At 76.6% G+C, this 25176-nt stretch carries 23 protein-coding genes and 2 pseudogenes; 18 read left to right on the plus strand and 7 right to left on the minus strand.

The features are described from left to right. Positions 1 to 18: 18 nt before the first annotated feature. Positions 19 to 771, plus strand: coding sequence for a class I SAM-dependent methyltransferase (locus AC1VL8_RS10390; RefSeq protein WP_483075123.1), 753 nt, complete (start codon positions 19 to 21; stop codon positions 769 to 771). Continuing rightward, on the plus strand, positions 768 to 2891 hold the full coding sequence (locus tag AC1VL8_RS10395) for a hypothetical protein (RefSeq protein ID WP_483075124.1): 2124 nt from the start codon (positions 768 to 770) through the stop codon (positions 2889 to 2891). The genes AC1VL8_RS10390 and AC1VL8_RS10395 overlap by 4 nt, the downstream gene beginning before the upstream one ends. A gap of 123 nt (positions 2892 to 3014) precedes the next feature. Here AC1VL8_RS10395 and AC1VL8_RS10400 read toward each other — a convergent pair whose 3' ends face one another. Next, on the minus strand, positions 3015 to 3776 hold the full coding sequence (locus tag AC1VL8_RS10400; RefSeq protein WP_483075125.1) for a TIGR03089 family protein: 762 nt from the start codon (positions 3774 to 3776) through the stop codon (positions 3015 to 3017). Positions 3777 to 4054: 278 nt separating this feature from the next. On the opposite strand from AC1VL8_RS10400, the gene AC1VL8_RS10405 reads away from it, so the two are divergent. From AC1VL8_RS10405 to AC1VL8_RS10420, 4 genes and pseudogenes are all read left to right on the plus strand, one after another. Further along, complete coding sequence (locus tag AC1VL8_RS10405) at positions 4055 to 4300, plus strand: WhiB family transcriptional regulator (protein WP_389227836.1); 246 nt, start codon at positions 4055 to 4057, stop codon at positions 4298 to 4300. 33 nt (positions 4301 to 4333) lie between these two features. Continuing rightward, the gene (locus tag AC1VL8_RS10410) at positions 4334 to 8245 is read left to right on the plus strand and encodes a glycosyltransferase family 2 protein (protein WP_483075126.1); all 3912 of its coding nucleotides are present in this window, start codon (positions 4334 to 4336) and stop codon (positions 8243 to 8245) included. Next, positions 8242 to 8787, plus strand: a pseudogene (locus tag AC1VL8_RS10415) (DUF5719 family protein); the annotation flags it as partial. The gene AC1VL8_RS10410 and the pseudogene AC1VL8_RS10415, both read left to right, overlap by 4 nt. A gap of 28 nt (positions 8788 to 8815) precedes the next feature. Next, positions 8816 to 9889: pseudogene (locus tag AC1VL8_RS10420) on the plus strand (DUF5719 family protein); the annotation flags it as partial. 69 nt (positions 9890 to 9958) lie between these two features. Here AC1VL8_RS10420 and AC1VL8_RS10425 read toward each other — a convergent pair. Together AC1VL8_RS10425 and AC1VL8_RS10430 are read right to left on the minus strand one after the other, a co-directional pair. Next, on the minus strand, positions 9959 to 10855 hold the full coding sequence (locus tag AC1VL8_RS10425) for a glycosyltransferase family 2 protein (protein WP_389226718.1): 897 nt from the start codon (positions 10853 to 10855) through the stop codon (positions 9959 to 9961). Positions 10856 to 10867: 12 nt separating this feature from the next. Further along, complete coding sequence (locus tag AC1VL8_RS10430; protein ID WP_483075127.1) at positions 10868 to 11332, minus strand: metallopeptidase family protein; 465 nt, start codon at positions 11330 to 11332, stop codon at positions 10868 to 10870. A 73-nt stretch (positions 11333 to 11405) separates the two neighbouring features. On the opposite strand from AC1VL8_RS10430, the gene AC1VL8_RS10435 reads away from it, so the two are divergent. The 5 genes from AC1VL8_RS10435 to AC1VL8_RS10455 all read left to right on the plus strand — a co-directional run bounded on the left by AC1VL8_RS10435 (position 11406) and on the right by AC1VL8_RS10455 (position 14828). Beyond that, positions 11406 to 11801 (plus strand): DUF3499 domain-containing protein, encoded by a 396-nt coding sequence (locus tag AC1VL8_RS10435; RefSeq protein WP_389226724.1) that lies wholly within the window; start codon positions 11406 to 11408, stop codon positions 11799 to 11801. 5 nt (positions 11802 to 11806) lie between these two features. Then, the gene (locus AC1VL8_RS10440; RefSeq protein WP_483075128.1) at positions 11807 to 12091 is read left to right on the plus strand and encodes a hypothetical protein; all 285 of its coding nucleotides are present in this window, start codon (positions 11807 to 11809) and stop codon (positions 12089 to 12091) included. A gap of 67 nt (positions 12092 to 12158) precedes the next feature. Then, entirely contained in the window at positions 12159 to 13631 is a 1473-nt protein-coding gene (locus AC1VL8_RS10445; RefSeq protein ID WP_483075129.1) for a phosphomannomutase/phosphoglucomutase, read from the plus strand. A gap of 2 nt (positions 13632 to 13633) precedes the next feature. Beyond that, complete coding sequence (locus AC1VL8_RS10450; RefSeq protein ID WP_483075130.1) at positions 13634 to 13840, plus strand: Trm112 family protein; 207 nt, start codon at positions 13634 to 13636, stop codon at positions 13838 to 13840. A gap of 64 nt (positions 13841 to 13904) precedes the next feature. Beyond that, positions 13905 to 14828 carry a cation diffusion facilitator family transporter gene (locus AC1VL8_RS10455; protein WP_389226736.1) on the plus strand — a complete coding sequence of 308 codons (924 nt, stop codon included), beginning with the start codon at positions 13905 to 13907 and terminating at the stop codon, positions 14826 to 14828. 218 nt (positions 14829 to 15046) lie between these two features. Here the strand turns inward: AC1VL8_RS10455 and AC1VL8_RS10460 are convergent, their stop codons facing one another. The 3 genes from AC1VL8_RS10460 to AC1VL8_RS10470 form a co-directional block, all read right to left on the minus strand. Continuing rightward, a complete protein-coding gene (locus tag AC1VL8_RS10460) occupies positions 15047 to 15964 on the minus strand; it encodes a glycine betaine ABC transporter substrate-binding protein (protein WP_483075131.1) in 918 nt (305 codons plus the stop codon). A gap of 86 nt (positions 15965 to 16050) precedes the next feature. Then, on the minus strand, positions 16051 to 16953 hold the full coding sequence (locus tag AC1VL8_RS10465; protein ID WP_483075132.1) for an ABC transporter permease: 903 nt from the start codon (positions 16951 to 16953) through the stop codon (positions 16051 to 16053). After that, complete coding sequence (locus AC1VL8_RS10470) at positions 16950 to 18200, minus strand: quaternary amine ABC transporter ATP-binding protein (protein ID WP_483075133.1); 1251 nt, start codon at positions 18198 to 18200, stop codon at positions 16950 to 16952. The genes AC1VL8_RS10465 and AC1VL8_RS10470 overlap by 4 nt, the downstream gene beginning before the upstream one ends. 517 nt (positions 18201 to 18717) lie before the next feature. Here AC1VL8_RS10470 and AC1VL8_RS10475 point away from each other — a divergent pair. The 7 genes from AC1VL8_RS10475 (at position 18718) to AC1VL8_RS10505 (ending at position 24109) form a co-directional block, all read left to right on the plus strand. Continuing rightward, positions 18718 to 20148, plus strand: coding sequence for a sensor histidine kinase (locus AC1VL8_RS10475; protein WP_483075134.1), 1431 nt, complete (start codon positions 18718 to 18720; stop codon positions 20146 to 20148). A 43-nt stretch (positions 20149 to 20191) separates the two neighbouring features. Further along, positions 20192 to 20857, plus strand: coding sequence for a response regulator transcription factor (locus AC1VL8_RS10480; RefSeq protein WP_389226751.1), 666 nt, complete (start codon positions 20192 to 20194; stop codon positions 20855 to 20857). 160 nt (positions 20858 to 21017) lie between these two features. Further along, complete coding sequence (locus tag AC1VL8_RS10485; RefSeq protein ID WP_483075135.1) at positions 21018 to 21431, plus strand: hypothetical protein; 414 nt, start codon at positions 21018 to 21020, stop codon at positions 21429 to 21431. Positions 21432 to 21564: 133 nt separating this feature from the next. Continuing rightward, positions 21565 to 22803: an acyltransferase family protein gene (locus AC1VL8_RS10490; protein ID WP_483075136.1), complete on the plus strand. Its 1239-nt coding sequence runs from the start codon at positions 21565 to 21567 to the stop codon at positions 22801 to 22803. Between the two features lie 39 nt (positions 22804 to 22842). Then, complete coding sequence (locus AC1VL8_RS10495; protein ID WP_389226757.1) at positions 22843 to 23091, plus strand: type II toxin-antitoxin system Phd/YefM family antitoxin; 249 nt, start codon at positions 22843 to 22845, stop codon at positions 23089 to 23091. Continuing rightward, on the plus strand, positions 23088 to 23342 hold the full coding sequence (locus AC1VL8_RS10500) for a Txe/YoeB family addiction module toxin (protein ID WP_389226759.1): 255 nt from the start codon (positions 23088 to 23090) through the stop codon (positions 23340 to 23342). Before AC1VL8_RS10495 ends, AC1VL8_RS10500 begins: the two co-directional genes overlap by 4 nt. 80 nt (positions 23343 to 23422) lie before the next feature. Continuing rightward, positions 23423 to 24109 carry a hypothetical protein gene (locus AC1VL8_RS10505; protein ID WP_483075137.1) on the plus strand — a complete coding sequence of 229 codons (687 nt, stop codon included), beginning with the start codon at positions 23423 to 23425 and terminating at the stop codon, positions 24107 to 24109. A gap of 54 nt (positions 24110 to 24163) precedes the next feature. Here the strand turns inward: AC1VL8_RS10505 and AC1VL8_RS10510 are convergent, their stop codons facing one another. After that, on the minus strand, positions 24164 to 25153 hold the full coding sequence (locus AC1VL8_RS10510; protein WP_389226764.1) for a stage II sporulation protein M: 990 nt from the start codon (positions 25151 to 25153) through the stop codon (positions 24164 to 24166). Positions 25154 to 25176: the final 23 nt, after the last annotated feature.

Below are 25176 nucleotides of genomic sequence, written 5' to 3' on the forward strand. Positions count from 1 at the left end.
TCCCCGGAAGGACGCGCCGTGCCCGGACCCGCCTCGCTCGCCCGCAGCGCCTACGTGGGGTTCTGGCGGTCGGCCCGGCGGGTCGCCCGGACGACCGGCGCGCTCGACGCCCTCGACGCGCGTCGCGCGGCCCGGCCGCGCGGGGCGGCGGCACAGCTGCGCTCGCTGTTCGCGATCCACGACGCCGCCGACCTGGTGGCGCTGGACGTCCCCTGGTGGACGTACGGCGCGACCGACCGGGTGGCCGCGCACCTCGCCGCGCTCGGCGGCACGGCGCGCGTCCTGGAGTACGGATCGGGTGCGTCCTCGGTCTGGCTGGCCCGGCGCGCCGCGCACGTGACGAGCGTGGAGCACCACGTCGGCTTCGCCGCGCTCGTGCGCGAGCTGGCGCGCGACGCCGGGGTCGCCGACCGGCTGGAGGTCCTGGAGGTGGAGCCGGACCGGTCGCCCGACCCGGTCGTGCCGTCGGGCAAGCGGGGCGAGGAGGGGCTGGACTACGCCGCGTACGTCCGCGCCGCGGAGCGGGTGGGCGGCGAGGTGGACCTGGTCGTCGTCGACGGCCGGGCGCGCGCCGCCTGCGTCGAGGTGGCGGCCCGGCGGCTGGCGCCGGGCGGTCTGCTGCTCCTCGACGACAGCCAGCGACCCCGGTACGCCGCCGCGGTCGCGACCTCGGGCCTGGTCGTCGAGCGCTACCGCGGCTGGGTGCCGTCGCTGCCGTACCCGCGCGAGACCGCCGTGCTGTCGCTGCCGTCGACGCCCCGCCGGCCGTGAACCGGGAGCGTCGCCCGCGCCTGCTGCCGCGCGCGCTCCTGGCCGTCCCCGACCGGGCGCCGGTGCTGCTGGGCTGCCTGGGCGTGGCCGAGGTGCTCGCGGTGCTCGTCGGACAGCTGCGCCCGGTCGTCGTGCTCCCGCTCGCCGTGGCGCTCGCGGCGGTGACCTGGCGGTGGGTGCCCCGCACGCCGCGGGCGACGCGCGGTCACGTCGGCGCCACCGTGGTGGTGCTGGTCCTGTGCGCCGCGTGGTGGGGCCTCGGGCTCGCCTCGGTCGCGCAGTACGTCGTGGTGAACCGCGACCCCGGGTTCCTGACGCTGCGGGGGCTGTGGCTCACCGACCACCCCTCGGCGCTGGTCCCGGTCGGCGGTGCGGCCGCCGTGGACGCCGCGGTCCCCGCCGCCTCCGCCGGCACCGAGGCGTTCTGGCTGCACGACGGGCAGCTCTACGCGCAGGGCAACACGATGCTGCCCTCGTTGCTGGCGGTGCAGGGCTGGGTCGGCGGCGAGCGCGCGGTGCTGGCGGGCAACCTGCTGATCGGGGTGGTCGCCCTGCTCGCGGTGTTCGCGGCCGCCCGCCGGTTCGCCGGGCCGTGGTGGGCGCTGGTCCCGACGGTCGCGCTGGGCCTGAGCCTGCCGTTCCTCACGTTCACCCGCGCCGCGTACACGGAGCCGCTGACCGTCGCCCTGCTGTGCGGCGCCCTGGCGGTGGCGCACGGGGCCTGGCACGGCGGGCCGCGAGCGCCCGGGGCCGTGCCGACGTCGGCCCGGGTCGTGCCGACGTCGGCCCGGCTCGTGCCGACGTCGGCGGGGGTCGCCCGGGTCGGGCCGCACGTGCTGGTCGGCGCGCTGGTCGGTGCCGTGGGCACCGCGCGGATCGACGGGGCCGTCGCCGTGGTGGGTCTGGCCCTGGGCTACCTGCTGGTGGCGCTCGGCCCGCTCGGGGCCGCCGACCGGCGCGCAGCCACGCGGGCGGCCCTCGCGGCGACCGGCACGGGCGCGGCGCTGGTCGCCCTCGGGATGGTCGACGTCCTGCGCCTCAGCCCCGAGTACGTGCGGGTGCACCAGACCCAGCTCACGGCGTTGCTGACCGCCACGGGGACGCTGCTCGTGCTGGCCGTGCTGGCGCTCGTCGTGCCGGGGCGGTGGTGGCGGGGCCCGCGGCGGGCCGTGCACGCGCACCGCCGCACGCTGGGGTCCGGGGCCGCCGCGCTCGTGCTGGTCGTGGCCGCCGGGGTCGCGTCGCGGCCGCTGTGGTGGCAGGGCCGGTTCACGGACCCGGCGTCCGGGTACGGCTACGCGGTGCAGGTGCTGCAGGCCGCTGCCGGGCAGCCGCTCGACCCCGCGCGGTCGTACGACGAGCAGACGCTCACCTGGGTCGCCTGGTACCTCGGCGTCCCGGCGGTGGTGCTCGGCGTCGTGGGGCTCGCCGTGCTGGCCCGACGCGGCGTGGCGCGCCGCGACCCCGCGGCGACCCTGCTGGTGGCGGTGGTCGGCGTGGCGGCGGTCTTCCCGCTGCTGCGGGTGAGCATCACCCCGGACCAGATCTGGGCGGTGCGCCGGCTGCTGCCCGCGACGTTCCCGGGGCTGCTGATCGCGGCGGCGTGCGCGCTGGCGGCGCTCGCGGGGCCGCGCGCGTCGGTCGGGGGGCGCGGAGCGGTGGTGGCGCGCGGGGCGTCCGGGGGAGCGCGCGAGGCGTCCGGGGGAGGAGCGCGGGGGGCGTCCCCGGGTGCGCGCCGTGCCGCTGCCGCGGTGCTGGCGCTGGCCGTGGTCGCCTTCCCCCTGACGACGTGGCGCCCCGGCGCGGACGTGGTCGAGCTGTCCGGCCGGGCGACGCAGGCGCACGCGGTCTGCGACGCGCTGGACGACCTCGGTGTCGACCGGGTGGTGTGGACCCACTCGAGCCCCTTCCGGTACCTGGCGACGCTCCGGGTGGTCTGCGACGTCGAGGTGGTCGAGGTGCTCGAGCCGCCCACCGCGGCGGACCTGGCGGCGATCCGCGCCGCGTGGGGCGGGGAGCCGGTGGCGGCGCTCAGCTTCGACGCGACCGACTACCCGTGGACGACGCCGCCGACGACCTCGGTCGGGGGACGGCGTCGACGACCCTGGGCCGGACGCTGACCGGCGTCCCGCGCACCGTGGACACCACGTGGAGCGAGGTCTGGGTCGGCCTGGTCCAGCCGGACGGGACCGTGCGACCCGCGATCCGACCGTGAGAGCCGCCGGGGCGGGCGCTGCCGTGGCTCAGAGCCGGGCCGTGACCCGCTCGGTCGCGGCGATCCGGTCGGCGCGGTCGGGCGCGTCGCCGGGCTGCGGGCGCAGCAGCACGACCGACCCGCCCGCCGCGAGCACGCCGAGCGTGGTGAGCAGCGTGCCGGGCGTCGCGGTGCGGGCGTCGCCGACTGGCAGGAGCGCCCGGTCGCCCGCGGCCACGGGGGCCGTGCCGCGGGCGGCCGCGACGAGGTCGGCGTGCGGCACCGCGGTCGCGCCCACGTCGAGCGCGGCGCGTGCGGGCTCGACGGCGGGCACCCAGCCGATCACGTCGCCGTAGGTCATCACGGACTGCGCGGCGTCCAGGGCGCCCGCCGGCAGGGGCCCGTCGAACCCGCGGGCGAGCGCCGGCAGGGCCACCGCGACGACGCCGTGCCGGGGGAGCGCGAGGGCATCGGGGCGGTCGGTGACGACCACGTCGGCGGCGGTCGCGTCCCGGTCGTCGGCGTCCAGCACCGCGACGGTCGCCCCGGTGCGCCACGCGGCCAGCGCCCACACGACCGTGCGCCAGTGCGGCGGGAGGTCCAGCAGCACGCGGGTCCCGGGCCCGGCGTCCAGCTCCTCGACGAGGAGATTCGTCGACTTGCTCACCCAGTTGTCGAGCACCGCGCCGGACAGCTCGATCCGCTCGCCGGCGGGGCCGTACCAGGTGAGCCGGGGGCGCCCCGGCTCGCTGAGCAGGGCCGACAGGACATCGGCGACGGAGGCGGCGGTACGGGGGCTGGCGGCTGTCACGCGCCCAGCCTAGGTGCGGGCGCCCATGAGGAACCGGACATACCGCCCAGAACTGCTCGCACTAGCACTCTTCCGCTTGACTACGCGGAACGACACGCGTGTAATTCCCTGGAACGGGTGGTCCTGGGACGTGATCGGGAGCCTGTGGCCGCACGGCCCATCATCTCGCAGCACGACGGGGGGAAGCACACATGTGGAGTCTGCTCGACGACGAGGGACCCTTCCCGTCCGACGCCGGCACGACCCGGCCCGACGCAGGGGTGGCCGACGTGCTGCCGATGTTCGGGACCCCCGAGGACGACGGCATCATGGGCTGGCAGGAGCGCGCGCTGTGCGCCCAGACCGACCCCGAGGCGTTCTTCCCCGAGAAGGGCGGATCGACCCGCGAGGCCAAGAAGGTCTGCACCGGCTGCGACGTCCGGTCGGAGTGCCTGGAGTACGCGCTGGCCAACGACGAGCGGTTCGGCATCTGGGGCGGACTGTCCGAGCGAGAGCGCCGCAAGCTCAAGCGGCGTGTGGTCTGAGCCGCGCCCGCCGGGGCGCATGATGTCGTGAGCATGTCCGACACCTCGCACTCCGGCACGCCCGCGACGGCAGCCCCCGCCACGGTCGTGGTCGTCGCACGTGGCGCGACCCCCTTCCTGCCGACGACGCTGCGCGCGCTCGCCGGCCAGACGCGCGCCCCCGCCCGGGTGCTGCTCGTCGACGTCGGCGACCGCCCCGACCCCGCGCTCGCCGGGGTGATCCGCGACGCCGGTCTCCCCGCGGGCGCGACCACGCTGCTGAGCGCCCCCGGGGCCCGGACCTTCGGCGACGCCGTCCGCACCGCGGCCGCCGCGGAGGACGGGCTGCCCGGCGGCCCGCAGCGCTGGCTGTGGCTGCTGCACGACGACGCCGCGCCCGAGCCCACCGCGCTCGCCGAGCTCGTGCGCGCCGTCCAGGCCGCCCCGTCGGTGGGCGTCGCCGGCGTGAAGCAGCGCACCTGGACCGCGCCGGCCCGGCTGCTCGAGGTCGGCGTCCGCACCTCCCGCTCCGGGCGCCGGATGACCGACGTCGAGCCCGGCGAGGTCGACCAGGGCCAGCACGACGGCCGTGAGGACGTCCTCGGCGTGGGACTGGTCGGGGCGCTCGTACGCCGCGACGTGTGGGACGAGCTCGGCGGCACCGACCCGGTGCTCGGGCCGTTCGGGGACGGGCTCGACCTGTCCCGCCGCGCGCGGCTCGCCGGTCACCGCGTGCTCGCCGTGCCCGCGGCGGTCGTCCGGCACGCCCAGGCGACCTACCACGGCCTGCGCACCTCGGGCACCGAGGCGGACGTCGACGCGGTGGTCGACCTCGACGCCGACGGCGAGCCCGACGGCGCCGACCCCCGCCGCTCGTACGCCGCCCGACGCACCGCCCTGCTGCACACGCGTCTCGTCTGGGCGCCGCTGCCGCTGCTGCCGCTGGTCGCGGTGATGGCGGTGCTCGCCGGGCTGGTCCGGGTGCTGGTGCGGATCGCCACCAAGGAGCCCGCCCTGGCCGCCGCCGAGGTCGTCGCGCCGCTGCGCGCGCTCGGGCGGCCCGCCGCCGTCGTGCGCGCCCGCGGCCGCGCCCGGCGGACCCGCCGGATGCCCCGCCGGACCCTGCGTCCGCTCCAGGCCGACCTGCGCACGGTGTGGCGGCAGTGGCGGGACCGGCGGCTGACCCGCGCGGAGGCGCGCCGCGTCGTCCGCGCACCCTCCGAGCTCGAGCTCCGCGAGCTCGCCGCTCTCGCGCTACGCCGCCGCGTGGCGCTGGGCGCCGTCGTGGTCGCGCTGGTCGTCGTCACGGCCGCGGCGCTCGGACCCCAGCTGCTCGGCGTGCTCGGCGGCGCGCACCTCGTCGGCGGTGCGCTCGTCCGCGCCGCGTCCGGGGTCGGCGACGTGTGGACCGCGGCGACCGGGGGCTGGGTGTCCGGCGAGCTCGGCGCCGCCGCGCCCGCCGACGCGCTGCTCACCGCGCTGCTGCCCGGCACCGTGCTCGCCGGCGGCAGCCTCCAAGCGGCGCTCGCCGTGCTGCTGCTCGGCTCGGTGCTGCTCGCCGGGCTCGGCGCCTGGTTCGCGGCCGGCGCCGCGACCCGGTCGGTCGGGGTGCGGATGTGGGCCGCCGTCGTGTGGGCCGCGCTGCCGAGCCTGCTGCTCGGTGTCGGGCAGGGCCGGGTCGGGGCCGTGCTGGTCCACCTCGCGCTGCCCTGGCTGGTCCTCGCGCTGGCCCGCGCGGTCGGGGCGCACCAGGTCGACGCGGTGCTCTCCGGCGTCGCGACCGCCGCGCCGGTGCACCCCGACGGCGAGCACCGCACCGACCCGGGCGCGCAGGAGTGGCCCGACCCGGAGGCCTGGGCCCGCGCCGGCGAGCCCGCGCCCACCCGGCGCGCGCGGCGTGCGCGTCCGGCGAGCCTGTCGGCGGCGGACGAGGGGTCCTCGGGCACGGGCGACGACGCCGCTCCGGACGCCCCGGCTGCGCCCGGCACGACGGCGCACGACCGCGCACCGGACGCCGTCCGCGACGAGGCGACCGACGCCACGCCCGTGCGCGGCACCCGTGCGGTGGAGCAGAGCCGTCCCGCTTCCGTGACCGCGCAGCTGCCGCGACCGGCTGACGACGCCGAGCACGCGGCGACCGCCGACGCCGACCGCGCTGCCGACGCCGACCGCGCTGCCGACGCCGAGCGCGAGCCCACCCCCGGCCGGCCCGCCGACGACCCCGACCGGACCCCCGCCCCGCCCCGGCGCCGGACCGACCACCTCGACCCCGAGCCCGTCGCCGCCCCGGCTGCCCCCGCGCGCCCGACCGGCTCGGTCGCCGCCGCGGCCGCCGCGTCGCTCGCGTTCGCGGCCGTCGCGGCCGGTGCACCCGCGCTGCTGCTGCCCGGTGTCGTGCTGCTGCTGCTCGTCGCCGCGTGCGCCCCCCGCGGCCGCCGGCTGCGGGTGGTGCTCGCCGCGGCCCCGGCGCTCGTGCTGCTCGGACCGACGCTCGCCGAGGCGCTGTCGCGGGGCGTGGCGGGCGTCCGGCTGCTGCTGGCCGACCCCGGCACCCCGCTCGCGTCCCGGCCCGCGACCGCGGTCGGCGCCCTGCTGGGGATCCCGGGCGACGCCGACGCGCTCGTCCCCGCCTGGCTGCCGAGCGGGGTGCCCGACGCGGTGCTGACGTGGTGGCCGGCGGCCACCGGCGTGGCGGTGCTGCTGCTGGCTCTGCTCGCCCTGCTCCGGGGTGCGCCCCAGGCGCGGGCCGTGCGGCTCGGCTGGGCGGTCGGGGCGGTCGGCGTGGCGGTGGCGCTCCTCGCCGGACGGGTCGCCGTCGGGCAGGACGAGGGCGCGGTGGTCGTCGGCTGGGCCGGGACCGGGCTGTCGCTGGCCGCTGCCGGGCTGCTGACGGCCGCCGTGACGGGGACGCGCGGACTGCGCGGGCGGCTCGACCGGGTGTCGTTCGGCTGGCGACAGGTGACGGCCGCCGTGGTCACCGTGCTGGCCGTCGCGCTGCCGCTGGCGACGTGGAGCGGATGGGCCACCCAGCTGCGGTCGGGTGCCGGCGACCTGACCACCCGGTCGCGCGCCGTGGTCCCCGCCATCGGGCGGCAGACCCAGGACTCCGCGGACGCGCCGCGGGTGCTCGCCGTCGTGCCGACGGTCGACGGCGTCCTCGACTGGCAGCTGCTCCGCGGCGACGGGCCCCAGGTGCTCGAGGACGCCGCCGCGGTCCGCACCGCCATGGTCTCCGGGCCGCCCGACGCGGCCGAGGTCGCGGACCCGGACGACGCGACCGCCGAGCTGCAGGCCGTCGTCGGCACGCTGTCGGTGGGATCCAGCACCGACGTCGCGGCCGACCTCGCCGCGCTGGCGGTCGCCGACGTGCTGGTCCCGCCGCTGACCGCCGACCAGGTCGACGACACCGCGTGGCAGCAGCAGCGGTCGGCGCTCGTCGGTCGGCTCGACGCCACACCCGGGCTCGAGCGGATCACCGACGTGGCCGCGGGCGTCATCTGGCGCGTGCAGCCCTCCGGCGGCGCCGTCGGCGAGAACGACGACGCGTCCGCCGGGACCCCGGGCGCCGTGCCCGCCGCGGTGACGGCGTGGGCGCGGCTCGTCCCCGACGCCGGGACGGCAGCCGACGCCGAGGGGCTCGCCTCGACCGGTGCGAGCGCGGTGCCGGCGGTGCCGGGCGTGGTCAACCACGTCGACACGACGATCGAGCCGGGCGAGCCCGGCCGGCTGCTGGTCCTGGCGGAGCGCTCCGACGTCGGCTGGCGGGCGACGCTCGACGGCCGGCCGCTGCGCGCGGTGACCGAGGGCTGGCGGCAGACGTTCGAGGTCGGGGCGGACGGCGGCCGGCTGGTCGTCGCCCACCGGGCACCGGACCGGACGGTGTGGACGGTGGCGCAGGTCGCGGTCGGCGCGCTCGCGCTGCTCCTGGCGCTGCCGGTACGACGCAGGCGGGCGGGGAGACGATGACCACGGACGGCACGACGACGGGCGCGGAGCGCGGGACCGACGCGCGGCGGGCAGCCGGGCGCGTGGCCCGGGTCCTGTCCGGCGTGCTGGTCCTCGGTCTCGCCGGGGGCGTGGTGGCTTTCGCCGGCACCCGCCCCGCCGACGAGCCCGGCCGGGTGCCCGCCGACGTCGTCGAGGTCGGGGCGACCGCGACCACGCTCGTCTGCCCGGGCCCGCTGCGGCTCCCGGACGAGACGGGCTCCGGCGACTCCGCGTTCCGGCGGGTGCCCGTGGACCCCGTGGAGTCCGTCACCGTGGCGAGCACGTCGACGTCGGGGACCGTGTCGCTCACGCCGCTCGCCGCGCCGTCGCAGGACCTCGCGGGCGGCGCGGGCGTGCTCCGCGCGCCGGGGGCGCCGGTCGTCGTGCGCGCCGAGCCGGTCGACGACCTGCCCGTCCCGGTCGCGGGCGCCAGCGCCTCCGTGGTCACCGAGGGCGACCTGCGCGGGTTGTCCGCGGCGTCGTGCTCCCGGCCGGGTTCCGACGCCTGGCTCGTGGGCGGCAGCACCGCGCTCGAGAAGCTCCGCGGACCTCGTCGTCGTCAACCCGGGCGCCACGGCCGCCGACGTCACCGTCGAGGTCTGGGGCCCGGCCGGCCCCGTCGACCTCGCCGGTGGTGCGTCCGCGCTGGTCGCCCCGGGCGAGCAGCGGACCCTGGTCCTCCCGGGCGTGGCCGCGGAGCAGCGGCGCCTGGTCGTGCACGTGACCTCCGCGGGTGGCCAGGTCGCGGCCTACCTGCAGGACTCGCTGCTCGACGGCTTCACCCCGCGGGGCACCGACCTCGTCACCGCGGGCAGCGCCCCGGCGACCACCCAGGTGGTGCCCGGGATCGCCGTGTCCGGGTCCGGCGTCGACTCGGTCGACGCCGGTGCCCTGCGCCTGATGGCCCCGGACGCGGACGGGACGGTGTCGGTGCGCCTGCTCGGCGCGGACGGCGACGTGGTGCTGCCCGGAGCCGAGGCGGTCGACCTGGCCGCGGGCGAGGTCACCGACGTCTCGCTCGGCGGGCTGGCCGCGGGGACCTACACCGCGGTCGTCGAGGCGGACGTCCCGGTGGTCGCGAGCGCGATGATCACGCGGACCGGGACGCCCGGTGAGCTCGACGAGCAGCCCCGGCTCGAGCGCGCGTGGGCGGCGGCCACACCGAGCGGCAGCGGGGTGGCCGCCGTGCCGCAGGGCACCGCCGCGACGCTCGCGCTCGGCGCGGTCCCGACCGGACGCACGCCCACGCCGGAGCCGTCGGCGACGCCGACGCCCGAGCCCACGCAGGGCCAGGTACCGGACCCGACCGAGGACGCCGAGCCCCAGGGCCCCTCGGTCACCGTGACGGTCCGCGGCTACGGCGCCGACGGGCTCGTCGGCGAGGAGCAGGTCCCGGTGGGCGTCGGGTCGACCGTCGCGTTCCCGGTGGCGTCCCTCGGTGACGGCGTGCTCGGGGTCGAGGTCCTCACCGGCGACGACCCGCAGGCCGACGTCGCCTGGGCCGTGGTCGCGTCCGTCGGACGGCCGGACGGCCGGCTGGTGTCGGTGCTGCAGCCCCTGGTCGAGACCGACGCGGTCACCGGGGCCGAGGTCCGGGCGGCTCGCCGGCTCGGCGTCGGCTGAGCCGCGACCGCCTCAGCGCGCCGCGGGGGCGCCCGACCGGCTCAGCGCGCCGCGACGCGCCCGACCGGCTCAGCGCGCCGCGCGCAGCTCCACGCGCTCGCGGACCTTGAGCCCGACGCTGATCGCCGCGCGGACCGGCCACTCGTACCAGCGGTGGTAGCGCCGGTGCAGGTAGCGCTCGGCGGAGGCGTGGTGCGCGGAGATCATCCGCGCGGGCTTCGCCTTCCAGGACACGCCGCCGACGTGCACGACGCGCGCCGACGGCACGTACACGTTCGCCCACCCGGCCAGGGTGAGGCGCTCCCCGAGGTCGACGTCCTCGAAGAACATGAAGTAGTCCTCGTCGAACCCGCCGACGGCCTCGAAGGCCTCGCGGCGCAGCAGCAGGCACGCCCCGGACAGCCAGCCCGCCACCCGCTCGGTGCCGGCCGACTCCTGGCGGCGCTGGTACGCGCGGGTCCACGGGTTCCCGGGCCAGACCCTGCCGAGCAGCGCGTGCCCGACGCCCTGGGTCAGCGACGGCAGCTCGCGCGCCGACGGGTACACGGAGCCGTCCTCGTTGAGCAGCGCCGGTCCGAGTGCGCCCGCCGTCGGGTGCCGTCGGGCGGCGGCCAGCAGCGTGTCCAGCGAGCCCGGCTCCCAGACCACGTCCGGGTTGGCGACGACCAGCCAGTCCTGGTCGGCCCCGCGGGCCCCGGCGTTGGCGCCCCCGCCGTACCCGAGGTTCTGCCCGGTGCGCAGCACCCGGCCGCCCGCCTCGGCCGCGACCCGGTCGGCGACCGCACCGTCGGCACCGTTGTCGACCAGCACCAGCTCGACCGGCGCGGACGTCGCGGCCGCGAGGGAGCGGGTGAAGTCGGCGAGCTCCGCGCCCGGGTGGAACACGATGCTGATGACGCGGACACCGCCCGGGACGGCGACGTCGGGCGCGGGGTCCGGGGCGGGCGCGGGGGAGGGGGTCGTCATGGCCCGGACAGGCTATCGCCCGTCGCCGTGCTCGGGGTCCACCTCGTCCGGGGACCGGCCCAGCAGGTGCGCGACCTGCTCGACGACGACCTCGTGCACCAGGTCGTCGAGCTCGTCGGCGTCGCCGACCCGGCTCTCCACCGGCCGGCGGTACAGCACGATCCGCGGCGGCAGGCCGGGCTGCGCGGGGAAGTACCGGCCCAGCGGGACACCGCCGGACTCCCACGGCGCGGGGTTCGACGGCGGCACGTCCTCGACGGCGAACTCGACGCCGTCGAGGTAGGTGCCCCACCGCGTCTCGAGCCGCTCGACCGAGTCCAGCACCAGGTCGTCGAACCGCTCGGCGCGGGTGCGGTGGGCGGGCAGGGAGCTCGGCAGCAGGGGGCCGCGGATGCCCCGTCCGCGGCGGTCCCGGCGCCGGACCGGGCCGACCACGCGGTCGCCGGGCAGGGCGGGGACGAACCGACGTGGAGCCATCCCGGCACTGTATCCGGGACGGGGCGCGGGTCGCGCACGCTGCGGGGGCGCCCGCACGGGTACCGTCTACCCCGTGAGACCCGTCCGCCAGTGCTCCCGCACCGCGTGCGGTCGACCGGCGGTGGCCACCCTGACGTACGTGTACGCCGACCAGACCGCCGTCCTCGGCCCGCTCGCGACGCTCGCCGAGCCGCACTCCTACGACCTGTGCGCCGAGCACGCGTCGCGGCTGACCGCCCCCCGCGGGTGGGAGGTCGTCCGCCTGACGCCGGAGTTCGTCGAGTCCGGTCCCAGCCACGACGACCTGCTCGCGCTCGCCGACGCCGTGCGCGAGGCCGGCCGGCCCGCCCCGGACCGGTCGCGGCACTCCGCGGCGGTCCCGGACGGCCTGCCGCCGGCCTCGCAGCTCGCCGACACCGAGACCCGTCGCCGCGGGCACCTGCGGGTGCTGCGCGGCGAGGACGGCTGACCGGCGTGGCCACCGCGGGGGGCGGTCGGCGCAAGGGACGCCGGGCCGAGCAGGACACGACGCCGCTCGGCTCGCTCAGCAGCCCGGGCCAGCAGCACGCGCCGGGCACCGAGGTGTGCGAGGTGTGCGCCTCGCCCCGGCTGACCCGCCTGCACCTGGCGCTCGCCGACGGCACGGACGTCACGTTCGTGTCCTGCCACGAGTGCGAGCACCGGGCGTGGTTCCCGATCGCCGGCGACGGCACCCCGCTGGACCGGGACGAGGTCGTGCGGCGGTCCAGCAGGGCCTGAGACCCGGGTCGGCCGCGGGCACGGTCACCCGCAGCGGGCAGGGGCGGCGCAGGTCCGATGGGATACCGTGACGGGCGTGACCGACACGTCCTCCGCGCTGCCCGACCTGACCGGCCTCATCAAGGCGTACGACGTCCGGGGCACGTTCCCGGACCAGCTGAACGCGGAGGTGGCCCGCGCCATCGGCGCCGCGTTCGCCGACGTCGTGGTGCTGCCCGAGGTGCGCGACGGCGCCGCCCCCCGCGTCGTGATCGGCAACGACATGCGCCCGTCCGGCCCCGAGCTCGTCGCGGCGTTCGCCGACGGCCTGGCCACCCGCGGGGTCGACGTCGTGACGATCGGCCTGTGCTCCACCGACGGCCTGTACTTCGCGTCCGGCTCGCTCGACATCCCCGGCGCGATGTTCACCGCCAGCCACAACCCGGCGCAGTACAACGGCATCAAGCTCTGCCGCGCGGGGGCCCGCCCCGTCGGCCAGGACTCGGGCCTGTCGCGGGTCCGCGACCTCGCCGCCGAGTACCTGCGCGACGGCGTCGTCACCGCCGAGGGCGTCACGCCCGGCACCGTGACCGAGCAGGACCTGCTGCTCGCCTACGCCGAGTTCCTGCGCGGCCTGGTCGACCTGTCCGGCATCCGCCCGCTGAAGGTCGTCGTCGACGCGGGCAACGGCATGGGCGGGTTCACCGCCCCGGCGGTCCTCGGCACCGGCGCCGGCCTGGCCGCGCTGCCGCTGGACGTCGTCCCGCTGTACTTCGAGCTCGACGGAACGTTCCCGAACCACGAGGCGAACCCGCTCGAGCCGGAGAACCTGCGCGACCTGCAGAAGGCCGTCGTCGAGCACGGCGCCGACATCGGCCTCGCGTTCGACGGCGACGCCGACCGCTGCTTCGTCATCGACGAGAACGGCGACCCGGTCAGCCCGTCCGCGATCACCGCCCTGGTGGGCCTGCGCGAGATCGAGCGGGAGAAGGCCGCCGGCCGCACCCCGACCGTGATCCACAACCTCATCACCTCGATGGTCGTCCCGGACCTGGTCACGGCCGCGGGCGCCAAGGCCGTGCGGACCCGCGTGGGCCACTCGTTCATCAAGGCGCAGATGGCCGAGTCCGACGCCGTGTTCGGCGGCGAGCACTCCGCGCACTACTACTTCCGCGACTTCTTCTTCGCGGACACCGGCATGCTCGCGGCGCTGCACGTCCTCGCGGCGCTCGGCGGCCAGCCGCACCCGCTGTCCGCGCTCGCCGAGCAGTACCAGCCGTACGTCGCGAGCGGGGAGATCAACTCCACGGTGACCGACGTCCCCGCCGCGCGGGCCCGCGTCGTCGAGGCCTACGTCGAGCAGCAGGGCGCCGGCCCGGTCGTCGTCGACGAGCTGGACGGCCTCACGGTGTCGCACTGGGACTCCCAGCCGCAGTGGTGGTTCAACCTGCGGGCGTCGAACACCGAGCCGCTGCTGCGCCTCAACGTCGAGGCCGCGGACGAGGACATCATGGAGAAGGTGCGCGACGACGTGCTCGCGCTCGTCCGGAAGCAGGCCTGACCATGACCTCGTCGACCACCGGCACCACCGGACTCGCCCCCTGGGTGCGGGACCTGCTGCGCTGCCCCGTGACGGGTGCGACGCTCGTCGACGGCGTCGGCCCGGGCGGGCAGCCCGAGCTGGTGTCGACCGATCCCGAGCGCCCGCTCGCGTACCCCGTGCGTGACGGCATCCCCGTGCTGCTCGCCGACGAGGCCCGCCAGGTCTAGCATCTCCGCTCGGGCCGCTCACCGGCCCCCGCGCGACGCGCGGTGGCACGGCGGAGGGACGGGCATGGCACACGGAGGCGGGAACAAGGCGATCATCGCCGCGCTGGCGGCGAACCTGGGGATCGCGGTGACGAAGTTCGTCGCCTTCCTGCTCACGCAGTCCAGCTCGATGCTCGCCGAGTCGGTGCACTCGGTCGCGGACTCCGGGAACCAGGCGCTGCTGCTGCTCGGCGGCAGGCGGGCTCGGCGGGCCGCCGACGAGGAGCACCCGTTCGGCTACGGGCGCGAGCGGTACATGTACGCGTTCATCGTGTCGATCGTGCTGTTCAGCCTCGGCGGCCTGTTCGCGCTGTACGAGGCCTGGCACAAGTTCGCCGAGCCGCACCCGATCGAGTCCTGGCACTGGGTGCCGATCGTCGTGCTGCTGGCCGCGATCGGCATGGAGGGCTTCTCCTTCCGCACCGCGATCGTCGAGGCGAACCACACCCGCGGCAAGCAGGGCTGGGTGTCGTACATCCGCACCGCGAAGGCGCCCGAGCTTCCCGTCGTGCTGCTGGAGGACTTCGGCGCGCTGGTCGGCCTGGTGCTGGCGCTGTTCGGCGTCTCGATGACCCTGGTGACGCACGACGGCCGCTGGGACGCGATCGGGTCCGCCGCGATCGGCGTGCTGCTCGTCCTGATCGCGATCGTGCTGGCCGTGGAGACCAAGAGCCTGCTGCTCGGGGAGTCCGCGACCCGCAAGGACGTCGACGCGATCCGCGCGGCCCTGGTCGGGGCCGGCGTCCCGTCGGTCATCCACCTGCGCACCCTGCACCTCGGCCCCGAGGAGCTGCTGGTCGCCGCGAAGATCGAGGTCGCCGCGACGGCGAGCGCCGCCGACGTCGCGGACGCCATCGACGCCGCGGAGCAGCGGGTCCGCGCCGCGGTCCCGATCGCCCGGGTCATCTACCTCGAGCCGGACCTCCGCCGCGCGGTCGCCGCGGGCTGACCCGCCCCGCGCCCGCGCCGCCCCGCGCCCGCGCCGCCCCGCTCCGCCTCCGCACGTACCCGGTGCGCCGAGACAGGGCCTGCGCGCCGAGACAGGTCCACCCAGCGTCCTACGTCGGCGCGGCGGTCCTGTCTCGGCGGCGGTGCGGAGCCGGCCACGCGACGACGCCCCCGGCACCGCGTGGGTGCCGGGGGCGTCGTCGGGGGAGCGCCGGGGCGTCAGACGCCGGCCTTCTCCTTGAGGTCCGTGACGAAGTCCGGGTTCTCGTCGAGCCAGGCCTGGGCCGAGCCGAGGGTGTCGGAGCCGCCCTCCTCGTTGAACATGAGGTTCTCGAGGGAGAACAGCTGCTCGTCGGTGAGGGTGAACGCCTCGATGAGCTTGGTCAGCGTCGGGTAGTCCTCGGCGAAGCCGGTGCGGCCGACCGTGTGGATCTCCTCGGCCTCGCCCATCGCGCCCTCGGGGTCCTCGAGGTCGCGCACGGGGTACTCGTCGTAGGCCCAGTGCGGACGCCACAGCGTGACGGCGATGTTCTCGCCGGCCTCGGTGGCGCCCTTGAGCTCGGCGAGCATCGCGGGGGTCGAGGACACGACGAACTCCATGTCGTCCAGGCCGTAGGTCGGGATGGCCTCGTCCTGGGTGATCCGGGTCAGGCCGGCGCCGGACTCGATGCCGACGATCCGGTTGCCGAACGCGTCGGCGTTCTCGGCGAGCTCGTCGAGCGACGTGATCGGGGCGTCCTCGTTGACCGCGACGGTGAGCTTCGCGTCGTCGTACCAGACGCCGAGCTGCTCCATGTCGTCGCCGTACTGGTCGAGGTAGTCGGCGTGCGTGTTCGGCAGCCACATGTCGAAGTTGACGTCGAAGTCGCCGCCGGTCAGCCCGGTGTAGACGACGCCGGGGTCGGCCTCCTGGGACTCGACGGTGTAGCCGTCCTCCTCCAGCATGGCCTGGAACAGCGCCGACACGGCGATGCCCTCGTCCCAGCCGGAGTGCACGCCGATCGAGACGGTCGAGAGGTCGCCGTTGTCGAGGGTCTCGGCGTCGGCGCTGCCGGAGCCCGAGGAGCAGGCGGCGAGCGCGGCGGTCAGGCCCAGCGCGGTGGCGGCGAGGGCGGTACGACGGGTGCGGGTGCGCATCGTGTCCTTCCGGTGGGCGTGCGGCATCGTGCCGTGCGCCCGGGTTGGGGTCGGTGGGGGTGCTGCGGGCGCCGGGGCCCGCGGGGTCAGGGAGCGGTCGCCGCGGCGACGGCCCGGGCCGTCCGGGACCGGGTGCTGAGCGCAGAGGTCACGCGGTCGAGGAACATCGCGAGGATGACGACCGACAGGCCGGCCTCGAACCCGAGCGACACGTTGACGCGCTGCAGGGCCTGGACGACGTCGCCGCCGAGGCCGCCGGCGCCGACCATGCCGGAGATGACCACCATCGACAGCGCGAGCATGATCACCTGGTTGACGCCGGCCATGATGGTCGGCATCGCGAGCGGCAGCTGGATCTGGCGCAGGATGCGGCCCTCGGAGGACCCGAAGGCGTGCCCGGCCTCGACGACCTCGCGGTCGACCTGGCGCAGGCCCAGCTCCGTCATCCGGACGCCCGGGGCCATCGCGAAGATGACCGTCGCGACGATGCCGGGGACGACGCCGACGCGGAAGATCACGACGGTCGGGATGAGGTACACGAACGCCGGCATCGTCTGCATGAAGTCGAGCACCGGACGCAGCACCCGGGACACGCCGTCGTTGCGGGCGGCCCAGATGCCGAGCGGGATCGCCACGACGAGCGCGACGGCGCTGGCGAGGATCACCAGCGCGAGGGTGTCCATCGCGTTGCCCCACTGGTTCACGCCGGCGATGACCAGCAGGCCGACCAGCGTGCCGACGGCGAGCTTCCAGCCCTTCGCGAACAGGGCGATCAGCGCGAGCACGACGGCGATGATCCAGAACGGCGGACCGCTGAGCACGGTGTCCAGTCCGTCGTAGGCGCCCTCGAGGACGCCCTTGATCGCGGCGAACACCGCGCGGAACGTGGTCGTCACCCAGCTGATGGCGGTGTCCACCCACTCGCCGAGCGGCAGGCGGGGGACGCCCTGGTCCGTGGTGTCCAGAGCGAGGATCGCGGCGGCGTTCACGCGAGCACCTCCGTCGTGGTCGTGGTGGCGGGCGTCGCCTCGGTGGCGGGGGTCCCGTGCGGCGGCGTGCTCGTCTCCGGGGGGACCATCGCCTCGAGCAGGATGGCGCGGGGGATCACCCCGACGAGCCGGCCCTTGTCGTCCGTGACCGGCACGGGCAGCGGGGACTCGGCGGCGGGCGCGAACACCTCGGCCAGCGGGGTGTCGACGGACACCGACGTGAGGCTGGTGTCGACGAGGCCCTCGAGGGTGTCCTTGCCGGCTCGGGTGGCGTCGACGGCGTCGGCGTCCCGGATGATGCCCTTGAGCACGCGGGTGCGGTCGACGACGTACGCGGCGGCGACCTGCGCGTCGCGCATGGTGCGCAGCGCGAGGCGCGGCCCGCCGGCGGCGAACGCGACGGCCGCGGGGCGGCGCATCACGGAGGACGCGGTGAGCACGCGGGTGCGGTCGACGTCGGCGATGAACTGGGCGACGTAGTCGTCCGCCGGGTTCGACAGGATCTGCTCGGACGTGCCGACCTGGACGATCCGGCCGTCGCGCATGACCGCGATCCGGTCGCCGAGGTACATCGCCTCGTTGAGGTCGTGGGTGATGAACACGATCGTCTTGCCGAGCGTCTGCTGGAGCTCCAGGAGCTGGTCCTGCATCTCGCGGCGGATCAGCGGGTCGAGGGCGCTGAACGCCTCGTCCATCAGCAGGATGTCGGTGTCGGCGGCCAGCGCGCGAGCCAGGCCGACGCGCTGGCGCATGCCGCCGGACAGCTCGTGGGGGAGCGAGTCGCCCCACTGGCCCAGGCCGACGAGCTCCAGGGCCTGCTGCGCCTTGTCGCGCTGCTCGGCCTTCGGCACGCCCTGCAGCGCCAGCGGGTACGCGGCGTTGTCGCGCACCGTGCGGTGCGGCAGCAGCGCGAAGTGCTGGAACACCATCGACACCTTGCGCTGGCGGATCGAGCGGAGCTGGGCGGCGTTCACCGCGCCCAGGTCGTCGTCGCCGAGCAGCACGCGCCCGGCGGTCGGCCGCCAGAGCCCGTTGAGCATCCGGATCAGGGTCGACTTCCCGGAGCCCGAGAGGCCCATGACGACGAACGTCTCGCCGCTGGCGATCTCGAGGCTCGCGTCGATCACCGCCGCGGTGCCCCACGGGCGCACGTCCTCGCGGGACGCGCCGTCCTTGAGCCGCTTGACGGCCTCGCCCGGCCGACGGCCGAACACCTTGTACACGCCTTCGACGCGCAGTCCTGTCACTTCTCCACCCTCGTCACGTCATGACGCTCCGGCCGCTGCCCTCGGGGACGAGGTCGGGCGCTCCCCTCGCGGGGGCGCACCGGGGCGGTGCGTCGTGGTCGGCTGGCCCGCGCGGACCGCCCCGCGAGGGGTGGTCGCACCGGTGGCGGACGCACCGCGGCCCTCGCTCCGGCAGCCCCGTGCGGGGCGCTGCGAGGGCCGAGATCTGGGCGTCACGCGCCGACCGTTCGTCGATCTGGTCGTGCTCCACCGTGCCCCATTTCCCGCTCGTTGGCGAGGCGAACCGGTGGATATCCGGTGGATCCTGGGATGACTTCGCCGCGCCGCACGTCCTCTGACCTGCGGTTTTACCTGTTCTTGGATCGTTACTCCTTTGTGACCTTGTGGTCGGGATCTCGGCGCCCGCGCCGGGGGGATGTCCCCCGGGAGACCGGTGGGAGCACCGGGTGCCGCCGGGGGCGCGCGGCGCGGGACGATGGTGCCCGCAGCCCGCCCCGCCCCCGCCGAGGAGCCCCCGATGTCGTCAGCCCGCCCGACCACCGCCGAGCCGTCCGCGTCCGCCGCGGACGCCGTCGGGGACCCCGCCGCGGGTGAGCGTGCGGCCACCCCGCCGGCCCGCGGCGCGATCTGGGACCCCGGCGTCCTCGCGCGCACCTGGCGGGAGTACGTCTACCTGTTCTCCGTGCTGCTGCTGGCGCCGTTCGCGTTCGCCTACGCGGTGCTCGCCGTGGTGCTGCCGCCGTCGCTCGCGGTCACGGTCGTCGGCCTCCTGGTGACGGGCTGGGTCGTCGTCGGCGGGCGGATGTGGGGTGCGCTCTACCGCCTGATGTCGCGCGGGATGCTCGCGACGCCCGTCCCGCCGCCGCTGCCCCGTCGGCGGGTGCGCGGGTTCTGGCGCCGGGTCGGGGCGCTGCTGGGCGACGCCCCGGGCTGGCGGGCGATCGCGTTCGGCGCGCTGACCCTCCCGCTGTCGATCATCGGCTTCGTGACGAGCACCGTGTTCCTCGCGGTCGCGCTGGGCGGCGTGACGCACTGGTACTGGTACCGGTTCCTCCCGGAGCAGGAGGCGCCCGACGGCACCCTGCACCGCGGCGCGTCGCTGAACAGCAGCTACTTCATCGACACGCCCGCGCGGCAGTGGATCCTCGTCGTCCTCGGTCTGCTCTGCTTCCTCGCCTGGCACCGGATCACGCTCGGGTTCGGGCACCTGTTCCGGCTGCTGTCCGCCGGCCTGCTCGGCCCGACCGAGGCGAGCCTGCGCGTCGCGCACCTCGAGCAGACCCGCGGGTCGGCGGTCACCGACGCCGACGCCCGGCTGCGCCGCATCGAGCGCGACCTGCACGACGGCACCCAGGCGCGGCTCGTGACCGTCGCCATGCAGATCGGCGACGTCCGCGACCGGCTGGCGCAGGGCGCGGCGGCCGACGCCGCGCTGGACCCCGCGCTGGAGCGGGCCCGCGCCGAGGCGCTCGCCCTGCTCGACGACGCGCACGGCGGCCTGAAGCTCACGCTCGTCGAGCTGCGGGAGATCGCCCGGGGCATCCACCCGCCGGCCCTCGACGACGGGCTCGCCGTCGCGCTGGAGACGCTCGCCGCCCGGTGCCCCGTCCCGGTCACGGTCGACGTGGACCTGCCCGGCCGCCCCGCGCCCGAGGTCGAGACCATCGCGTACTTCGCGGCCGCCGAGCTGCTGACGAACGTCGTCCGGCACTCCGGGGCCAGCGGCGCGTACGTGCGGCTCGAGACCCAGGACGGCTGGCTGCGGCTGCGGGTCCGCGACGACGGCCACGGCGGCGCGCGGTTCGGCCTGCCCGGCGCCTCCGGGGGGACCGGCCTGGCCGGGCTGGCCGACCGGGTCGCCACGGTCGACGGCCGGATCGAGCTGGACAGCCCGCAGGGAGGTCCTACGGTGGTCACCGTGCACCTGCCGCTGAGCGCCACCCGATGACCCGCGCGCCGCGCGCCGCCCACGTGACCCGCGGGGGTGCCGCGTGCGGATCGTGATCGCCGACGACTCCGTGATCCTCCGCGACGGCCTCGCGGCCCTGCTCGCCCGGCGGGGTCACGAGGTCGTCGCCGCGGTCGGGGACGGCGACGCGCTGGTCCGCGAGGTCGAGGCGCTGGCCGCCGCCGACGCGCTCCCGGACATCGCGGTGGTCGACGTCCGGATGCCGCCGGGGTTCACCGACGAGGGCCTGCGCGCGGCGCTGACCCTGCGCGCCGCCCACCCCGCGCTGGGCGTGCTGCTGTTCTCCCAGTACGTCGAGACCCGGTACGCCGCGCAGCTGTTCGGCGGCGACGCCCGCGGTGTCGGGTACCTGCTGAAGGACCGCGTCGCCGACGTCGCCGACTTCCTGGACGCGCTCGAGCGGATCGCCGCGGGCCGCACCGTCCTCGATCCCGAGGTGGTCAGCCAGCTGATGGGCGCCGCGCGCGTCGACCCCGGCGTCTCCCGGCTCACGCCGCGCGAGACGGAGGTGCTGGAGCTGATGGCCCAGGGCCGCTCCAACGGCGCCATCGCCGAGGCGATGTTCCTGTCCTACGGCGCCGTCGAGAAGCACGTCACGTCGATCTTCGGCAAGCTCGGCCTCGCCCCCGACGCCGGCGACCACCGCCGCGTCCTGGCCGTCCTGCGCCACCTCCGCCTGGACGCGTAGCGGCCGCGGCACGCGGCGGCAGCCGAGGTCGAGGGTTTGCCGCGAGGTCGAGGGTTTCAGCGGCGTGCTGGAGGCCGAACCCTCGACCTCACCAGGGGCGACGGCGGTAGGGTCGCGGCGGCGGGCGCGCGTCCGTCGAGGTCGCGTGGAGGGAACCGTCATGCCGAAGCTCAGTGCGCCGCAGATGCTCTGGACCGGGGTGGGTCTGCTGCTGTTCGGGGCCGTCGGCGGCTGGATCGGCCAGGTGGTCTTCATCCAGTACGCGTACCGGGCGTCGTGGGCGTACGGGATCGGCGCGGCGTTCGGCAACGGGTTCGTCGTGGTGGGCGCGGCGCTGATCGCCGGCGCGTTCGTCGTCGCAGCGGTGCAGCGCGGGCCGGTGCCGCAGCAGCAGCCGGGCGTCGGTGCTCCTTACGGCGCCCCCGGTGCTGCCTACGGCGGCGCGGCCCCGTACGGCGCCCCCGGGCCGCAGGCGCCCCAGCAGGTGGCACCCCAGCACCCCCAGCACCCGCAGCAGGCGCCCGGCGCGCCGTCGCCGCACGGCCGGCACCCGGGGGACAACCCCCGTCCCTGATCGGGCTGACCCTCGGCGGACGTCGGGGGCTGCACCCGTTCTGACCTGCGGCGGGACTCGACAGGCTGGGGTCGTGCCCGATCGCCGGGCTCCCGTGCGGACCACCGCGCGGCGCCCTCGCGGGAGCTTCCGCATGTCGATCGCCCTGCCCGTCCGCCCCGCCGGCACCCGGCCCGACCCGGCCGTCCGGCGCGACCCGGCCGTCCGGCCCGACCCTCTCGTCCGGCCCGGCCCCGTCGCGCGACCGACCCCGGCGGCGGCGCCTGCCCGTGCCCCGCGCGACCCGTACGTCGACGGCGTCCGCGCGGTCGGCACGCTGCTGGTCGTCGCGCTGCACTGGCTGATGGTCGAGGCCACCTGGGACGGGTCCGACCTGGTGGTGGGCAACGCGCTCGGGCACGGGTGGGCGTGGCTGCTGACCTGGCTGCAGCCGCTGCCGCTGCTGTTCTTCGCCGCCGGTGCCGCCGCGCGCTACGACCGGGTGCGGCACCCGGACCAGCCGGGCTGGCGGTTCGCCGGGGTGCGGCTGCTGCGGATGGCCCGGCCGGTCGCGGTGTTCGCGGGCGTCTGGGCGCTGCTGCTGGTCGCGCTGCCGGTGCTCGGGGTGCCCGAGGCGGCCGTGGACCGGGTCGCGCGGATCGTGCCGCAGCCGCTGTGGTTCCTCGGCGTGCAGATCGGGCTCCTGGCGCTGACGCCCGTGCTGCTGTCCGCGCTGCGGCGGTGGGGCGGCGCGCGTGTGCTCGTCGTGCTCGCGGTGCTGCCGGTGGTCGTCGACCTGCTGCGGTTCTCCGACCTCGTCACGTTCCCCGGGGCGCCCAACGTGCTGCTGGTGTGGGCGGTCCCGTTCGTCGGCGGGCTGCTCTACGCGGAGCGCCGGGTGTCCCCGGCCGGGCGGCGGCGTCCCGAGCTCGTGCCCGAGCGGACCGTCCTGCTGCTGCTCACCGGCGGCGGCCTGGTCGCCACGGTGCTGCTGCTCGCGGTGGGCCCGTACCCGTGGTCGCTGATCGGGATGCCGGGCGACGCGATGTCGAACCTCGCGCCGCCGACCGCGCCGGTGGTGGGGTTCGCCGTCGCGCAGGTCGCGGCACTGCTGCTGGTCCGGGACGCCGTGGCGCGCTGGGCGGGGCGGTCCCGGGTGGTGCGCTGGGTCGGCGCCCGCTCGATGGGGCTGTACCTGTGGCACCTGACCGCGATGTTCGTGGTCGCCGGGGTCGTGCTGCTGGGGGTCGGCGAGGTGCTGCCGGAGCCGTGGACGTGGGACTGGTGGACCTCGCGCGCGGGGTACCTGGGCGCGGCGGGGGTGGTGCTGGCGGGGCTGGTCGCCGGGGCGGCGCGGATGGAGCGCGCTGGGATCCGGCGACGCACGCCCTGAGTGGTACCGTATCCTGGTACGACTGACACTGGAGGGGCGATGTCCATCTCGGCGAGCGAGGCCCGCAAGACGCTGTTCCCGTTGATCGAGCAGGTGAACGACGACCACCTGGCCGTCGAGATCGTGTCCCGCAAGGGCAATGCCGTGCTCATGCCCGCGGACGAGTACGCCGCGTGGCAGGAGACCGCCTACCTGTTCCGTTCGCCCGCCAATGCCCGACGGATCCTCGACGCCTACGAGCGCGCGACCGCGGGAACGGTCGAGGAGCACGAGCTGGACCGCGGGTGAGGCTGGTCTGGGACGCGACCGCCTGGGAGGACTACGTCCACTGGCAGACCGCCGACCGTCGGGTGCTCAAGCGCATCAACACCCTGCTCGACGCCTGTCTGCGCGACCCGTCCGGCGGCATCGGGAAGCCCGAGCAGCTGAAGTACGGCGCGGCGGGGGCCTGGTCCCGGCGGATCACCGACGAGCACCGGCTGGTCTACCTCGTCCAGGGTGACGACCTGGTCGTCCTGCAGGCGCGCTACCACTACTGACCCGACCCGGGGTGAGGCTGGACGCACCACCCGCAGCGCGCTTCCAGCCCGCTCCCAGGTCCGCGTGCTGCGATGACGGGGTGCTGACCGACGACGCCCGCCGCCCCGCCGACCTCGCGACCGTCCCCGAGCCGACCCCGTGGCAGGTCCGCCGCGCGGGGCTCGTCGACGTCAACCGGATCGCGCGGATGATCGACGAGCACCGGCCGTTCATCGACCTGGACGGCGACGGCCGGCCCGACGAGGTGCCGCACCCCGAGCACGCGGCGACCGCCACCCGGTTGGTGCTGAGCCTCGGCGGCCTGGAGCACGGCGAGCTGTGGTTCGCCCAGGAGGACGACAGGGTCGCGGCGGTGGCGTTCTGGCTGCCGCCGGACGCGGAGCACCTGGCGCAGGACCTGCACCGCGTCGTGGCCCGCGAGCTCGACGTGGTGCCGGAGCGCGACCCCGAGCCGGCGCACGCCCCGCTGCGGTCGATCGTCGGGGCGACAGCGCAGACGCTGGCCCTGATGCGGACGACGGACGCGGAGCGGGTGCTGATCCTGCTGTCGGACGACGGCGAGCGGGCAGGGGAGCGGCGCCTCGCGCTGCTGGCCGACGTGCTGGCACCCGTGGTCGAGGCGCAGGCCGCCGCCGGGCGGGACGTGCTCGCGGTGACCGTGGACCCGACGCAGGTGGCCGACCTGGTCGCGCTCGGGTTCGCGGAGCTGGGCCGGGCGCCGCTGGGCGCGGCGTCGCTGTGGCTCGGGGTGCGCCGGGCGGGCTGAGCCGGGTCGGACCGAGCCGGGGTCAGGCCGGGCCGGGGTCGGGCCGAGCCGGGGTCAGGCCGCGATCGCGACCTGGTACCCCGCGGCGTCCTCCTCGAGGTCACCCGTCTCCCCGTCCCGCACCGCGCGGCGGCCGAGGACGATCGTGTAGGTCCAGAACGCCGCCAGCGCGAGCGCGCCGATGGCGATCTTGACGCCCCACGGCAGGGCGGAGCCGGTGACGAACCCCTCGACCAGGCCGGACAGCGCGAGCGCGCCGGCCAGGCCGATCGCGACGGTGACGAGCGCCCGGCCCTCCTCGGCGAGCGCGCGCGACCGCGGGCGGCCCTGCGGGTCGACCCACGCCCACGCGAGCCGCAGACCGGCGGCCCCGGCGACGAAGATCGACGTGAGCTCGAGCAGCCCGTGCGGGGCGATGAGCTGCAGGAACACGTCGAGGCTGCCGTGGGCGGCCATCATCCCGCCGGCGGCACCGACGCTCACCGCGTTCTGCGCCAGCACGTAGAGCGGGCCGACGCCGGTGACGCCGAGGCCCACGCACAGCGCCGCGATCCACGCGTTGTTGGTCCACACCACCGCGGCGAACCCGGCGCCCGGGTCGTAGTACTGGGCGAACTGGTTGTCGACGTAGTCCTGCCGCTGGGAGGGGGTGCCCATCGCGGCGAGCGCGTCGGGGTCGGTCGCCACCCACCAGCCGGCGACGGTGCCGACGGCGAGGAACGCGACCATGACGGCGACGGTCCACCAGCGGATCCGGTACAGCGCCGCGGGCAGCGACACGACGACGAACCGCCGGACGTCCCGCCAAGCGGGCTCGTGCGTGCCGGCGATCCGCGCCCGGGACCGCGCGAGCAGCTGCGAGAGGCGGGTGACCGTGTCCGGGTCGGGCGCGGACGAGCGGACGGTCGACAGGTCGGTGGCGACCGACTGGTAGAGCCGGACCATCTCGTCGGCCTCGGCGCCGTCGAGGCGGCGCTGCCGGGACAGGGCGTCCAGACGCGCCCACGCGGGCTGCCGCACGGCGGTGAAGGCGTCGAGGTCCACGCCCGATACCCTGCCACAGGCAG

The sequence above is a fragment of the Cellulomonas sp. KU4C genome, from assembly GCF_056868065.1.

Excerpts from the sequence above, each read along its gene's own strand:
- AC1VL8_RS10460 (WP_483075131.1), bottom strand. The coding sequence starts at position 15,964 with ATGCGCACCCGCACCCGTCGTACCGCCCTCGCCGCCACCGCGCTGGGC.
- AC1VL8_RS10495 (WP_389226757.1), top strand. The coding sequence starts at position 22,843 with ATGTCCATCTCGGCGAGCGAGGCCCGCAAGACGCTGTTCCCGTTGATC.
- AC1VL8_RS10405 (WP_389227836.1), top strand. The coding sequence starts at position 4,055 with ATGTTCGGGACCCCCGAGGACGACGGCATCATGGGCTGGCAGGAGCGC.
- AC1VL8_RS10455 (WP_389226736.1), top strand. The coding sequence starts at position 13,905 with ATGGCACACGGAGGCGGGAACAAGGCGATCATCGCCGCGCTGGCGGCG.
- AC1VL8_RS10425 (WP_389226718.1), bottom strand. The coding sequence starts at position 10,855 with ATGACGACCCCCTCCCCCGCGCCCGCCCCGGACCCCGCGCCCGACGTC.
- AC1VL8_RS10485 (WP_483075135.1), top strand. The coding sequence starts at position 21,018 with ATGCCGAAGCTCAGTGCGCCGCAGATGCTCTGGACCGGGGTGGGTCTG.
- AC1VL8_RS10430 (WP_483075127.1), bottom strand. The coding sequence starts at position 11,332 with ATGGCTCCACGTCGGTTCGTCCCCGCCCTGCCCGGCGACCGCGTGGTC.
- AC1VL8_RS10475 (WP_483075134.1), top strand. The coding sequence starts at position 18,718 with ATGTCGTCAGCCCGCCCGACCACCGCCGAGCCGTCCGCGTCCGCCGCG.
- AC1VL8_RS10450 (WP_483075130.1), top strand. The coding sequence starts at position 13,634 with ATGACCTCGTCGACCACCGGCACCACCGGACTCGCCCCCTGGGTGCGG.
- AC1VL8_RS10490 (WP_483075136.1), top strand. The coding sequence starts at position 21,565 with ATGTCGATCGCCCTGCCCGTCCGCCCCGCCGGCACCCGGCCCGACCCG.
- AC1VL8_RS10410 (WP_483075126.1), top strand. The coding sequence starts at position 4,334 with ATGTCCGACACCTCGCACTCCGGCACGCCCGCGACGGCAGCCCCCGCC.